Origin of the sequence: Flavobacterium sp. W22_SRS_FK3 (genome assembly GCF_052113665.1) — a bacterium.
Taxonomy (GTDB): domain Bacteria; phylum Bacteroidota; class Bacteroidia; order Flavobacteriales; family Flavobacteriaceae; genus Flavobacterium.
On sequence record NZ_JBGQOF010000013.1, the window covers coordinates 14,067 to 27,836 of the forward strand.

Below are 13,770 nucleotides of genomic sequence, written 5' to 3' on the forward strand. Positions count from 1 at the left end.
AATCTTTAATAACGTATCGAGAACAATTGTTTTGGATACGTTATTTTTATTCCATTTTTGAGCCAACAGTTTCGTAATATTCATCAACCGAAAGTTTAGGCTGCATTGAGGCCATAACCGCCAATTGATCGCAGCGTTCATTTTGGGGATGATTGTTGTGACCCTTAATCCATTTAAAATCGACTTGATGTTTGCGGTAAATTAGTAAAAATCGTTTCCATAAATCAGGGTTTTTTCGTCCGGCAAATTTCTTTTTTTCCCAGCCTAAAATCCATTTTTTCTCAACAGAATCGACAACATATTTAGAATCTGAAATAACCAAGACCTTCATATTTGGGTTTTTTAATTTCTCCAAACCAACAATTACGGCCAAAAGTTCCATTCTGTTGTTAGTCGTTAAGCGAAAACCTTCGTAGAACTCTTTTTTATGCGGCGTTCCAACCAATTCCATAACCACACCATAACCACCGTTTCCTGGATTTCCTTTTGCTGCACCGTCTGTATATATGTGTACTTCGTGTTGGGTCATTATTTATTTTTGTTTGCCATATAAGTGATATAAGTTCATTTCAATATTTATGTCATTTCTTTGTCAAATACTTAATGTTCGACTTATATATTCTTATATGTATATGACTTATATGATTTAATTTTTTTTGGAATTTGGCATTTACTTTTTGGAATTTGAATCTTCGAGTACTGCCTGAATAATTTCCGGAAAATATTTTTGTTCCAGCTCATGAATCTTTTCGGCTACGGTTTCCGGGGTATCTTCTTGTGTTAAAGCTACGTTCTTTTGAAAAATGATACCACCTTCATCATAATGTTCATTTACATAATGAATTGAAATTCCAGTCTCTTTTTCCTTATTGTTAACTATAGCTCTGTGTATGTGCATTCCGTACATACCTTTTCCCCCATAATTGGGCAAAAGCGCAGGATGTATGTTGATGATTTTATTTGGATATAGTTCAATTATGTTTTCCGGGAATTTCAATAAAAATCCAGCCAGAACAATGAGATCCGGGTTGATTTCTTGTATTTTTTGTACTATATTTCGTTCTAATAGTTCGTTTTTTGAGAAGATTTCGACAGGAATTTGATGATTTTTTGCTCTTTCAATCACTTTGGCATTTGGATTATTTGTAAAGACAGCAACAACCTTTGCAACTTTGGTTTGTTTAAAGTGTTTGATAATGTTTTCTGCATTACTTCCTGAACCTGAGGCAAAAACAACAATTTTTTTCATAATCAAATTTATTTTGAGAATGCAAAAAACGGAATAAAAAATCAAAATAAATAGTATTAAAAGACCTTTCTTGAAATTAATTTTATAAATTAGTAACACATTTATTAACTAAATAGTTGTTTTAAAATAAAGTTTTTTATTTTTGCCAACAAATTAAATTCTAAAATTAAAGATTATGTCAGACATTGCATCAAGAGTAAAAGCGATTATCGTAGACAAATTAGGTGTTGACGAAAACGAAGTTGTAACAGAAGCAAGCTTCACTAATGATTTAGGAGCTGACTCATTAGACACTGTTGAGCTTATTATGGAATTCGAAAAAGAATTTGATATTCAAATTCCAGACGATCAAGCAGAAAACATTGCTACTGTTGGTCAAGCTATTTCTTACATCGAGGAAGCTAAAAAATAATAAATACACACCCGATTTTATATTGCATAGGTCGGGTGTTATTATTTTTTTTAAATTTAAATTTCGATTGACTTTCAATCAAAAAATATATTTATATTGTAATGCCCATGGCTCTTAAGTAAACAATACAGTTAAGAAAGCATGGGTTTTATTTGTTTAAAAGATACAAAAACATATTTATGACATTAAAGCGAGTTGTTGTAACAGGATTAGGCGCTCTTACCCCTATCGGGAATAACATCCAGGAGTATTGGGACGCGCTTATTAATGGAGTTAGCGGTGCAGCCCCAATAACGTATTACGATACAGAGAAGCATAAAACTAAGTTTGCCTGTGAAGTAAAAAACTTCAATATTGAGGATTACATGGACCGTAAGGAATCTCGTAGATTAGATAAATTTGCTCAATATGCAGTTGCTGCGAGTGATGAAGCTATTAAAGATGCGGGACTAACAGATGATAATATCGACAAACAAAGAGTTGGAGTTATCTGGGGAGCAGGAATTGGAGGATTGGAGACTTTTCAGGATGAAGTAATGTACTATGCAAAAGGTGATGGAACTCCAAAATTTAATCCTTTCTTTATTCCTAAAATGATTGCCGATATAGCACCAGCACACATTTCTATGCGTAATGGCTATATGGGTCCTAATTATACAACTGTTTCAGCTTGTGCTTCTTCTGCAAACGCCTTAATAGATGCTTTCAACTACATTCGTTTAGGAATGTGTGATGTTATTATATCTGGTGGTTCTGAAGCTGCTGTTACTATTGCTGGTATGGGTGGTTTTAGCTCAATGCATGCCTTATCAACAAGAAACGAAAGTCCGGAAACTGCTTCCAGACCTTTTGATGCTACCAGAGATGGTTTTGTTTTAGGAGAAGGAGCAGGAGCATTGGTTCTTGAAGAATATGAACATGCAAAAGCAAGAGGAGCAAAAATTTATTGTGAAGTTGGAGGTGGCGGAATGTCATCTGATGCTTACCATTTAACAGCACCACACCCGGAAGGAATTGGTGTTATTGCCGTAATGAAAAACACATTAAGAGATGCCGGAATGAATCCTGAGGATGTTGATCATATCAATACTCATGGAACTTCTACTCCTTTAGGAGATGTAGCTGAATTAAAAGCAATTAGTGCTGTATTTGGTGATCATGCAAAAAACATTAATATCAACTCAACAAAATCAATGACTGGACATTTACTTGGTGCAGCTGGTGCTATTGAAGCAATTGCTTCTATTCTGGCTATGCATCACAGTATTGTTCCTCCAACGATTAATCATACCGTTGTTGATGAAAAGATTGATCCGTCATTGAATCTAACTTTGAACAAACCTCAAAAAAGAGAAGTAAATGTTGCTATGAGTAACACTTTTGGTTTTGGTGGACACAATGCTTGTGTATTGTTTAAAAAATTAGTTGACTAGTTTTGTCTATGAATATTATCAAAAAAATATTTTCAAAATCCCGTTCTCAAGAAGACGGGATTTTTTTTGGCACTATTCAGAAAATTCTTGGTTTTCAGCCAATTAACATAGAATTTTACAAGAAAGCATTTACACATCGCTCTTCTAATAAATTGGATGAATCAGGAAATCCAATTAATTATGAGAGGCTTGAGTTTTTAGGAGACGCTATGTTAAGTTCTGTTATTGCTGCGCATTTATTTAATGAAGCCCCAAACGGAGATGAGGGCTATTTAACTAAAATGCGTTCTAAAATCGTGAGTAGGGAACACCTTAACGAGCTGGGCAAAGATTTAAATTTAGTTCGTTTCGTTGAGAGTAAAGTGCCTGTTCAGCATTTTGGTGAAAATATACATGGAAATATTTTCGAAGCACTTATTGGTGCTATTTATTTAGATCGCGGATATTCATTTTGTGAAAAATTTATTCAAAAAAGAGTCATTATACCTTATGTTGATATTGCACGACTTGAAGGAAAAGTAATTAGTTACAAAAGTTTGGTTATTGAATGGTGTCAGAAAGAAAAGAAAATTTTTCATTATGATATTTTTGAAGATAACGGAATTGATGGGCAAAGGCTGTTTGGCGTTAAATTGAGTATCGACGATAAAATAATTGCAAGAGCAAGAGCAACTTCAAAAAAGAAGGCAGAAGAGAAGGCATCGCAACGTGCTTATTTTGCATTTCAAGAAAAAATGGATAAGAAATAACACGAAAAGTACTGTAATATTCTTAATGCTATAACGTTTTCGTTTATAAATTAATAAAAACATACTGTTCCTAACTATTGATGCTACGATAGAAATAGTATATTTACGGCTTGATATTTCATGATATGGCAATTCATAGATTGGATTTAGAAGAATTTGACGAAATTGATTATTATTTAATGGCAATCCATACTTCTTTAGAAGATTATAGATTGGCTTATTTTATCAATAAAAAACTTCCGATAAACTTAAGTAAGAGCAAAAACGAGATACATGCTCAGACTAAGGAAGGCGAGGCAAATTTTTCCAGATTCTATTATTATGATACTGACAAAGCCCTTGCATGGAATTTGATTCAGAATAAAAATGAAATCATTTCAGTGAGTACGAATGATTTTCAGAATTTGTTTTCCAATGAAAATAGTGAGGTTTCAACAACAATTCATTTACTTCCTGAATTCAAAAAAGTAGATTTTTTCCTGAAAATAGATAATAGCGGTGAGGCTATAAACTTTTCAGAAATACAGCAAAAGCTAAATACAATTGAGAGTATCGCAGCTATTTATGCTGTAGATATCAATAAAATAAAATCAAAAAACAATTTAATTTTTTAAAAAAATGCTTACAAACAAAAAAACCAAAATTGTAGCCACACTTGGGCCTGCATGTGGAACGAAAGAGATCATTAAAGATATGATCGATGCAGGTGTAAATGTATTTAGAGTTAATTTTTCGCATGCAGATTATGAAGGTGTAAAGGAGAAAATAAATATTATTAGAGGACTAAATGAAGAATTTGGTTATACTACAGCAATTCTTGGAGATTTACAGGGGCCAAAACTTAGAGTTGGTGTAATGGAAGAAGGCACTGTAGTTAGTGATGGCGATTTAATCACTTTTACAACTGCTGAAGATATTTTAGGAACTGCTCAAAAAGTATTTATGAAATATCAAAATTTTCCAAATGATGTTAATCCTGGTGAGCGTATTTTGCTAGATGACGGAAAGCTTATTTTTGAAATTATTTCTACAGATAAAAAAACAGAAGTTGTTGCTAAGGTAATTCAAGGGGGAGAATTAAAATCTAAAAAAGGAGTTAATCTTCCAAATACTAAAATTTCATTACCGGCTTTAACAGAAAAAGATATTGCAGATGCTATTTTTGCTATTGAGCAAAAAGTAGACTGGATCGCACTTTCGTTTGTAAAAACACCTCGTGATTTACAAGATTTACAAGAATTAATCGCTAAACATTCGGATGTTAAAATTCCAATCGTTGCTAAAATTGAAATGCCGGAAGCTCTTGAGAACATGGATAAAATTGTAGCATATTGTGATGCTTTAATGGTGGCTCGTGGAGATTTAGGTGTAGAACTTCCTGCTCATGAAGTACCATTAGTTCAAAAAGATTTAATTCGCAGAGCTAAAACGGCAAGAATTCCGGTTATTGTGGCAACACAAATGATGGAAACAATGATTACAAGCTTAACACCAACACGTGCTGAGGTAAATGACGTTGCAAACTCTGTAATGGATGGTGCAGATGCTGTAATGTTATCCGGAGAAACTGCTACAGGAAACTATCCTGTACAGGTAATTCAAAAAATGACTCAAATTTGTGAAGCTGTTGAGGATTCTCCACTAATTCATGTGCCTCAAAATACCCCACAAATTAAGACAAACCGTTTTATTACTAAAACAATTTGTCAGCAAGCTGCTTTGATGGCTAATACAATTCAGGCAAAAGCAATTTGTACATTGACAAATAGTGGTTATACTGCTTTTCAAATTTCGGCCTGGAGGCCATCTGCTCACATTTTGGTTTTTACTTCAAACAAAAGAATCCTTACGCAGTTAAATTTATTATGGGGAGTTAAATCCTATTTTTATGATAAAGATGTAAGTACAGATGATACTGTTACCGATGTTAACGAAATAGTAAGAGAAAAAGGTTATGCTGTAAAAGGAGATTATTTGATTAACCTTGCAGCTATGCCAATTAAAGAGAAAGGTATGGTAAATACCATGAGGGTTTCTCAGTTGGAATAATTTTTTCTAAAATAATATTTTTAAATAAAAGCCACCAAAATTTGAATTTTGGTGGCTTTTCTGTATAAAAACTTTTTTTTAATTTATCTTTTATAGACATAAACATTTGATTGTTAGTGTATTAAAATAATTCAGTAAAAATTTAACGAAACACATACTAACAAATCGTGTATAATTTGATTGTTTTGTAACAAAATATAAATTGTAACTACTAATTTATTAAATGATTAAATATAAATTATGAATAGATTTTCAATCAAATCAGTATTTATTGCTTCTGCTTTTTTTGTGGGAGTGGCCGGCTGTTTCGCACAAGACATTTTAGTAAATTCACTAAAACTTAATGCAAGTGATAAAAGTAAAGAAAACTTTAAATTTACTGAAGTAATTAATTTAGGAACTACTTCAGTAAAACTGCAAGGTTCTTCGGGAACTTGCTGGAGTTATTCTACAAATTCTTTTTTAGAATCTGAAATGATTCGTTTGGGAAAACAGCCAGTTGAATTATCTCAAATTTTTTCTGCACGAAATGTTTATGTTGAAAAAGGAAAAAATTATGTAAGGATGCATGGTGCTGTTACTTTAGGTGATGGAGGAGCTTTGCATGATGTAATTAATATGTATAAAAAATACGGTACTGTTCCAAGAGAAGTCTATACAGGTTTGAATTACGGTACGGATAAAAACAAATTTGCCGAAATGGCCGCGATTATTGAAGGGGTTTTGACCGCTGTTGTTAAAAATCCAAATGGAGAGTTAACCCCAAGTTGGGAAAAAGCGTATGCTGCAGTTATTGATTCATACTTAGGAAAAGTTCCTGATAATTTTACTTATAAAGGAAAAAATTATACGCCACAAAGTTTTGCAAAAGAGGTAGTGGGAATTAATCCCGATGATTATGTTGAGATGTCATCTTTTACAAGTACTCCATATTATCAAAAAACAGTATTAGCTGTACCGGATAACTGGTCATTTGATCAGGTTTATAATGTAAAAGTAAATGATATGACTGATGTTATTGATAATGCTTTAAAGAAAGGTTACACTGTGGCATGGGCGACTGACGTCAGTGAAAAAAGCTTTAGTTGGAAAAACGGTGTTGCATATGTCCCTGCTAAAAAATATGATGAAATGACGGTTGAAGAAAAAGCAGATATGTTTAACGGACCGAAACCTGAGCCGGAAATTACTGCAGAAATGCGTCAGGCTGCTTTTGATAATTACCAAACTACAGACGATCATGGAATGCATATTATTGGTTTGGCAAAAGATCAAACCGGGAAGGAATATTATATCGTAAAAAATTCATGGGGCGAAACTAATGACTACAAAGGTTTTTTGTTTGTGACTAAAAATTTTGTAAAATATAAAACTACGGCCTTACTGGTGAACAAAGGAGGAATTCCAAGTGAGATTGCAAAAAAACTTGGCGTTTAATTTTTAGGAAAATTAATAATGATCCCGATAAGACTGGTAAACGTTATGTTTATGGTTTTGCCGGGATTTTTGCCGGATTTTATAATATAAATTAGATTCATAAGTTTATTATTTTAAGCAGATCATTTTCTATATTTTTGTAATTCAGGATTAAATAATTAAAAATGAGAACATTTGTTATAGGCGACGTTCACGGGGGGTTACTTGCCCTTGAACAAGTGATGAAAAAAGCTGACGTTACTGAAAAAGATACCTTAATATTTCTTGGAGATTATGTTGATGGCTGGAGTCAGTCACCGCAAGTAATTGATTATTTGATTAATCTTCAGAGTAAACAAAACTGCATTTGTATCAGGGGAAATCATGATGAGCTATTGTTAGAATGGCTTAAGAATGCAACAAACAATGAACTCTGGTATCAGCATGGAGGAGAAGCTACAGTTTTGGCTTATGAAAAATTAAATAAAGTAGAAAAGCAGGTGCACATCAAGTTTTTAGAATCACTTGAGGATTATCATCTGGATGAACAAAACCGGTTGTTTGTTCATGCAGGTTTTACAAACTTAAATGGTGTTGGTTATGAATACTTTCCTAAATTATTTTATTGGGACAGAACTTTGTGGGAAACAGCACTTTCATTAGATCCTAACATAAAACGAGAGGATTTGTATTACCCAAAAAGGTTTACCTTATACAAGGAAATTTTTATTGGTCATACTCCTGTTAGTCGCATCGGAAAAACAGTTCCGGTAAATAAAGCGTGTGTTTGGAATATTGACACAGGAGCGGCTTTTAAAGGTCCCTTGACCATAATGGATGTTGATACAAAACAATTTTGGCAAAGTGAACCTTTAAATGTATTGTATTCTAATGAAAAAGGAAGAAACTAAGATGTAAAGCCCTATTTTTGCATTTAAAAATATTTTAAGGTTTATGAAAAAAATTATTACACTATTATTTCTAGCTTTATTTGGTGTAGCACAAGCGCAGGAAGCTTTTAAAGGAAAGGGCGATGTAAAGGTGAATGTTGGTGCCAATTTACAAGATGGAGGATCAGGAATTCAGGGTTCTGTTGATTTTGGTCTGGCAGAAAATTTTTCTTACGGTTTTGTTGCTTCTTATATGTTAGGAGTAAATGAATTTTCAGGTTTTTATAACGGAGGAACAACCGAATATGCTAATGAAAAACCGGATTTTAAAGACCGTTTTGATGCAAAATTCAGAATAAACGCTAACATCGGAAATGTTATTAATGTTGATGAAAAATTAGATATTTATCCTGGCTTGAGCTTAGGATTGAAAAATTTTGGAGGTCATTTAGGCGGACGGTACTTCTTTACTGAAGGATTTGGTGTTTTTACCGAAATTGGATTTCCAATTGCAAAATACAGTGATGATAATGAATTATTTGATCACTTAAACAATCAGGTCACTTTTAGTCTTGGAGCATCATTTAATTTATAAAAAATAAAATTTCAAAAAAAGCGGCAATTCGAATTTTCGAATTGCCGCTTTTTTGTTTATAAAACAATAGATGAATTTATTAAAAAATGTTTTTAGGAATAAGAATATTCTGTCTTTTGGGTTTATTTGTTTTTCAAGCCAAATTATAATTTTGGAAGTGAATTTTTATGGGAAAAAGTAATGAATATAAGCGTTGCTTTATATTTTTATATATAACGTTATAGTTGGTATATTTATATTTAAATACGCTTATTTTTTTTATATGTGTATTTTTTATCTAAATTTTTTCATGATTAATAAAATTTATTTACTTTCGTGTAATCGATTACATCTTTATGGTTGTTTTTTTCGATTACTATTAAACTAACTATATTACTTAAACCACAATTATGAAAAGAATTTTACTTTACATGGCCTTGCTGCTCGTTTCGGTGCATGCTGTTGCGCAAACTATTACAAAATCTTCCGGATGGCTTGAATCTGCTTTTGTAGAATGGTCTCCTGTAGCAGGAGCTGAAAGTTACAATGTTTATTATACTGGCAGCGGACAAATAAATAAAAAAATTGACGAACAGCTGATCCGTAGTTATGGTACTTATTATCGTGCTGATGTTCCTGGTCTTGCAGCGGGATCATATGTGCTTACTATCAAGTCTGTAACTGCTGGTGTTGAAGGAGCTGGTACTACAACAAAGGCTTTGACTGTTTTATCGCAGGATCGTAATGGGTTTGCTTTCGAGGGTGGCCGTATTCCTGGAGGGTATAAAGCAGATGGTACCCCTAAAACAGGGGCGGTAATTCTTTACATTACCAAGAATACAAAAAATACAATTTCTTATGATATCATTACGAGTACCAAAGGAACTAAGACAAACTACATTGGTTTTCAAAACATTCTTTATGGTATTAAAAAAGGTCTGGATACACGTCCGTTTATATTTCGTTTAATTGGAAATATTACGGATATGACAGTAATGGAAGGTGGAGATATAACTATCGAAAACAACAATAATGCGGATAGCTATCTTACGATTGAGGGTGTAGGAGATGATGCAGTTGTGAACGGCATGGGAGTTCGTCTTAAATCTGCCTCTAATATTGAAGTGAGTAATCTTGGATTTATGAATTGTAATAGTACCGCTGGTGATAATGTGGGTATGCAGCAGGAAAATGATCACATTTGGGTTCATAACTGTGATTTATTTTACGGAAATGCAGGAAGCGATGCTGATCAAATAAAAGGAGACGGAGCTTTAGATAATAAAGGTTCAACGTACTGCACATTTTCATACAATCATTTTTGGGATAATGGGAAAGCAAGTCTTTTAGGGCTGAGTGAAGGCAAAACAACAGGATTATATGTTACCTATCATCACAACTGGTTTGATCACTCAGATTCCCGTCATCCACGTGTGCGTTTTTATTCGGCCCACATATACAATAATTATTATGATGGCAATGCAAAATACGGAGCAGGATCAACTTTAGGTTCATCATTATTTGTAGAGGGGAATTATTTTCGAAATTCCAAAAGTCCAATGCTCACCTCTATGCAGGGAACAGATATATGGAGTAGTGCTAAACAGGCAAATGATGCGGCTAATCAGGGAACTTTTTCTGGTGAAGCAGGAGGAACGATTAAAGCCTTTAATAATACTTTTGATGCGGATATTGCTACTAACACTATGCGTTTTGTGGCTTACGGCGATACAAATCCATTGTATAATATTGCTGGAAAAATTAGTTCGACAACAGATTTTGATGCTTATCTTGCCTCCACAAGAGATGAGGCAGTCCCTGCAACTGTTATTTCTAAATCTGGCGGAAACACCTATAATAATTTTGATATAGATCCGTCATTATATGTAAAAAACCTCATAATAGATTCACCTGCTGATGCAAAAGCAAAAGTAATGCAATATGCAGGCCGTGTTACCGGAGGCGATTTAAAGTGGACTTTTGATAATTTGGTAGATGATAAGTCTTATCTTGTTATTGCAGATTTAAAAAAAGCACTTACAGATTATACATCTTCAATGGTTGCTGTGCAAGGAGAAAGTGAGCCTCCAGGAAATCAGATATTAGCAGCTACAACCAGTAATAACAATCAATCTGTAACTATGGGTACTGCTATTAGCAATATTGTGTTTACATGGGGTGGTGATGCGACTGATGCTTCTGTAACAGGATTGCCAAATGGGGTTATCTCGACTAAAAATGCTACAACAAAAACATTAACTCTTTCTGGTATACCTACGGAAACAATGGAGTATACGGTTACTACTTCAGGAAATGTAGGAACATCCGCTTCAGATTCCGGAACTATTACAGTATTGCCTCCAAGTAGTCAGGTGCTTGTTTCAACCACAAATAATAATCAGACTATAACTGTTGGTTCGCCAATTGATCCTATTGTGTTTACATGGAGCGGTGATGCTACAGATGCAGAGGTTTCAAGTCTGGCGGTTGGGATTAATTCAATAAAAGATCAAGTAGCAAAAACAATCACAATATCAGGAACTCCTGCTGGAATAGGAACAATTTCTTATACAGTTACAACTTCAGGTACAGCTGGGACTCCGGTTGCATTATCTGGAGTAATTAAGGTAAATGCTGTAGCTTCAGGAAATGAAATACATAATTTTACTACCTCTGGCTTATCAAGTTCTTTTTATACTATTACAGGAAATCTTTCTACTTCTAAAGGAACAGTTATTTATGATGGTTTGACAATGACTCAAAGTTTAAAAATTGAATCTAGTGCCGGACTTGTAAATTTTGTAACAACACAAGAGGCTACTTTAACTTTGGTTTTTGTTGAATCTGCTGCAAGAATTAAAGTGGATGGTGTTTCTAAGACTGCTAATGGTGGAATTATAACACTTACTATTCCTGCAGGAAACCATAGCCTAAGCAGAGATACGGGTACTACAAGTTTGTATTACATTAAAACGGCTTACGCAACATTGGGATTAGGGGAAAATAATTTATCTGCAAAACTGACCTTATATCCAAATCCGGTTTCGAATCAATTGTATATTTCTTCAGAAGATCACAAGATTGAAAACGTTATGATTTATAATTTATTTGGAGCAGTTGTTAAAAATATTTCGAGTGGAGCTGAATCTATTGACATGAGTAATCTTACTACAGGAAATTATTTAGTAAAAGTGACTACAGAACAGGGTTCATTTACTAAAAAGATTATTAAAAAATAACTTTTTAATATACTAACTATTTTAAAAACAAAAGGCTTCCTTATTTTGGAAGCCTTTTGTGTATTTAATTATTTATAAATCAAATTTAATACCCTGAGCCAATGGAAGGCTTGTTGTATAATTGATAGTATTGGTTTGACGCCTCATATATATTTTCCAGGCATCAGAACCTGATTCTCTTCCGCCTCCAGTTTCTTTTTCTCCTCCAAAAGCACCTCCGATTTCAGCCCCGGAAGTTCCAATATTGACATTTGCAATCCCACAATCAGAACCTGTAACAGATAAAAATCTTTCGGCTTCACGTAAATTATTTGTCATAATGGCTGATGATAATCCCTGAGCGACACCATTTTGCTGCTCAATCGCATTTTCTACATCTCCTGAATATTTCATCAGATACAAAACAGGTGCAAAGGTTTCGTGTTGAACAATTTCGAATGAATTTTCTGCTTCGGCAATGGCTGGTTTCACGTAACAGCCACTTTCATAGCCTTCGCCCGAAAGTACGCCTCCTTCCACTAAAATGGTTCCGCCTTCTGCAACCACTCTGTTCAATGCTTTTGCATACATTTCGACTGCATGAATATCAATTAATGGTCCAACATGATTTTTTTCGTCAAGCGGATTTCCAATTCGTAATTGTTTATAAGCAGCGATCAATGCCTCTTTTACTTTATCGTAAATACTTTCATGAATGATCAATCGTCGGGTTGAAGTACAGCGTTGTCCGGCCGTACCAACAGCTCCAAATACGGCTCCGATTACGGTCATTTTTATATCGGCATCAGGAGTCACAATAATAGCGTTGTTTCCTCCTAATTCTAATAATGATTTTCCTAAACGACCTGCAACGGCCTGAGCCACTATTTTTCCCATTCGGGTTGAACCGGTTGCAGAGATTAACGGAATTCGGGAATCAGCTGTCATTAATTCACCAATAGTATAATCGCCATTGATTAAGCATGAAATTCCTTCCGGCAAATTATTTTCTTTTATAACCTGGGCAATTATATTTTGACAGGCAATTCCGCAAAGAGGTGTTTTTTCAGAAGGTTTCCAAACGCAAACATCTCCGGAGATCCACGCCAAAGCGGTATTCCAGGACCAAACAGCTACCGGAAAATTGAAGGCAGAAATGATTCCGACAACTCCTAATGAATGGTATTGTTCATACATACGATGTCCGGTTCTTTCAGAATGCATTGTTAATCCGTGTAATTGGCGGGATAAACCAACAGCAAAATCACAGATATCAATCATTTCCTGAACTTCTCCATACCCTTCTTGTAGTGATTTTCCCATTTCAAAAGAAACTAGTTTTCCAAGAGCTTCTTTATTTTGTCGTAATTTTTCCCCAAACTGACGAACAATTTCCCCACGCTGTGGTGCAGGTATTAAGCGGAATTTTTTAAAAGCTTCCGTTGCTGATTGGATTACCTTTTCATAATCTTCAGCTGTTGACATTTTTACCGAAGCAATTAATTTTCCGTCAACAGGAGAATAGCTATCTAAAATTTCTCCGGATGAAAAACTTTCTAAACCAGTTGAGGTACCTTCATTTATAAATTTGATGCCCAATTTTTCCAGAGCTTCATTTATTCCAAATTGTGATGCTATTGTTGTCATTTTAACTTTATTGATTAAAAATGTTATATTTTTATGTAAAGATATTGCTTCAGAACGAATTTCATTATAAGAAATCAAAGTAAATTTAAGGCTATTTTACAGGTTTTCATAGACACTCATCAATTTATCCGTC

The 13,770-nt window shown here is 34.0% G+C and carries 12 protein-coding genes; 9 read left to right on the forward strand and 3 right to left on the reverse strand.

Annotated features, from left to right (window positions below; translation table 11 throughout):
* Positions 1-46: 46 nt before the first annotated feature.
* Together rnhA and purN are read right to left on the reverse strand one after the other, a co-directional pair.
* Positions 47-529 (reverse strand): ribonuclease HI, encoded by a 483-nt coding sequence (gene rnhA, locus ACEN2I_RS13670; protein WP_441766657.1) that lies wholly within the window; start codon positions 527-529, stop codon positions 47-49.
* A 141-nt stretch (positions 530-670) separates the two neighbouring features.
* Positions 671-1,249, reverse strand: a complete 579-nt coding sequence (gene purN, locus ACEN2I_RS13675; RefSeq protein ID WP_441766658.1) for a phosphoribosylglycinamide formyltransferase — start codon at positions 1,247-1,249, stop codon at positions 671-673.
* 175 nt (positions 1,250-1,424) lie between these two features.
* Here purN and ACEN2I_RS13680 point away from each other — a divergent pair, with 175 nt between their 5' ends.
* The 9 genes from ACEN2I_RS13680 to ACEN2I_RS13720 all read left to right on the forward strand — a co-directional run bounded on the left by ACEN2I_RS13680 (position 1,425) and on the right by ACEN2I_RS13720 (position 12,011).
* A complete protein-coding gene (locus ACEN2I_RS13680) occupies positions 1,425-1,661 on the forward strand; it encodes an acyl carrier protein (protein WP_007137004.1) in 237 nt (78 codons plus the stop codon).
* A 179-nt stretch (positions 1,662-1,840) separates the two neighbouring features.
* A complete protein-coding gene (gene fabF / locus ACEN2I_RS13685) occupies positions 1,841-3,094 on the forward strand; it encodes a beta-ketoacyl-ACP synthase II (protein WP_441766659.1) in 1,254 nt (417 codons plus the stop codon).
* 8 nt (positions 3,095-3,102) lie between these two features.
* A complete protein-coding gene (gene rnc, locus ACEN2I_RS13690; protein WP_441766660.1) occupies positions 3,103-3,843 on the forward strand; it encodes a ribonuclease III in 741 nt (246 codons plus the stop codon).
* A 125-nt stretch (positions 3,844-3,968) separates the two neighbouring features.
* Positions 3,969-4,457 carry an IPExxxVDY family protein gene (locus ACEN2I_RS13695; protein WP_441766661.1) on the forward strand — a complete coding sequence of 163 codons (489 nt, stop codon included), beginning with the start codon at positions 3,969-3,971 and terminating at the stop codon, positions 4,455-4,457.
* Between the two features lie 4 nt (positions 4,458-4,461).
* Positions 4,462-5,892, forward strand: coding sequence for a pyruvate kinase (pyk, locus tag ACEN2I_RS13700; protein ID WP_441766662.1), 1,431 nt, complete (start codon positions 4,462-4,464; stop codon positions 5,890-5,892).
* A 240-nt stretch (positions 5,893-6,132) separates the two neighbouring features.
* A complete protein-coding gene (locus ACEN2I_RS13705; protein ID WP_441766663.1) occupies positions 6,133-7,329 on the forward strand; it encodes an aminopeptidase C in 1,197 nt (398 codons plus the stop codon).
* 164 nt (positions 7,330-7,493) lie between these two features.
* On the forward strand, positions 7,494-8,219 hold the full coding sequence (locus tag ACEN2I_RS13710; RefSeq protein WP_441766664.1) for a metallophosphoesterase family protein: 726 nt from the start codon (positions 7,494-7,496) through the stop codon (positions 8,217-8,219).
* A gap of 43 nt (positions 8,220-8,262) precedes the next feature.
* Complete coding sequence (locus ACEN2I_RS13715) at positions 8,263-8,793, forward strand: DUF6646 family protein (protein ID WP_441766665.1); 531 nt, start codon at positions 8,263-8,265, stop codon at positions 8,791-8,793.
* A gap of 389 nt (positions 8,794-9,182) precedes the next feature.
* The gene (locus tag ACEN2I_RS13720) at positions 9,183-12,011 is read left to right on the forward strand and encodes a pectate lyase family protein (protein ID WP_441766666.1); all 2,829 of its coding nucleotides are present in this window, start codon (positions 9,183-9,185) and stop codon (positions 12,009-12,011) included.
* A 72-nt stretch (positions 12,012-12,083) separates the two neighbouring features.
* On the opposite strand, the gene amaB is transcribed toward ACEN2I_RS13720, so the two are convergent.
* Complete coding sequence (amaB, locus tag ACEN2I_RS13725; RefSeq protein WP_441766667.1) at positions 12,084-13,637, reverse strand: L-piperidine-6-carboxylate dehydrogenase; 1,554 nt, start codon at positions 13,635-13,637, stop codon at positions 12,084-12,086.
* Between the last annotated feature and the right edge of the window lie 133 nt (positions 13,638-13,770).

Excerpts from the sequence above, each read along its gene's own strand:
- ACEN2I_RS13695 (WP_441766661.1), top strand. The coding sequence starts at position 3,969 with ATGGCAATTCATAGATTGGATTTAGAAGAATTTGACGAAATTGATTAT.
- rnc (WP_441766660.1), top strand. The coding sequence starts at position 3,103 with ATGAATATTATCAAAAAAATATTTTCAAAATCCCGTTCTCAAGAAGAC.
- ACEN2I_RS13710 (WP_441766664.1), top strand. The coding sequence starts at position 7,494 with ATGAGAACATTTGTTATAGGCGACGTTCACGGGGGGTTACTTGCCCTT.
- rnhA (WP_441766657.1), bottom strand. The coding sequence starts at position 529 with ATGACCCAACACGAAGTACACATATATACAGACGGTGCAGCAAAAGGA.
- ACEN2I_RS13715 (WP_441766665.1), top strand. The coding sequence starts at position 8,263 with ATGAAAAAAATTATTACACTATTATTTCTAGCTTTATTTGGTGTAGCA.
- ACEN2I_RS13705 (WP_441766663.1), top strand. The coding sequence starts at position 6,133 with ATGAATAGATTTTCAATCAAATCAGTATTTATTGCTTCTGCTTTTTTT.
- purN (WP_441766658.1), bottom strand. The coding sequence starts at position 1,249 with ATGAAAAAAATTGTTGTTTTTGCCTCAGGTTCAGGAAGTAATGCAGAA.
- ACEN2I_RS13720 (WP_441766666.1), top strand. The coding sequence starts at position 9,183 with ATGAAAAGAATTTTACTTTACATGGCCTTGCTGCTCGTTTCGGTGCAT.
- amaB (WP_441766667.1), bottom strand. The coding sequence starts at position 13,637 with ATGACAACAATAGCATCACAATTTGGAATAAATGAAGCTCTGGAAAAA.
- pyk (WP_441766662.1), top strand. The coding sequence starts at position 4,462 with ATGCTTACAAACAAAAAAACCAAAATTGTAGCCACACTTGGGCCTGCA.
- ACEN2I_RS13680 (WP_007137004.1), top strand. The coding sequence starts at position 1,425 with ATGTCAGACATTGCATCAAGAGTAAAAGCGATTATCGTAGACAAATTA.
- fabF (WP_441766659.1), top strand. The coding sequence starts at position 1,841 with ATGACATTAAAGCGAGTTGTTGTAACAGGATTAGGCGCTCTTACCCCT.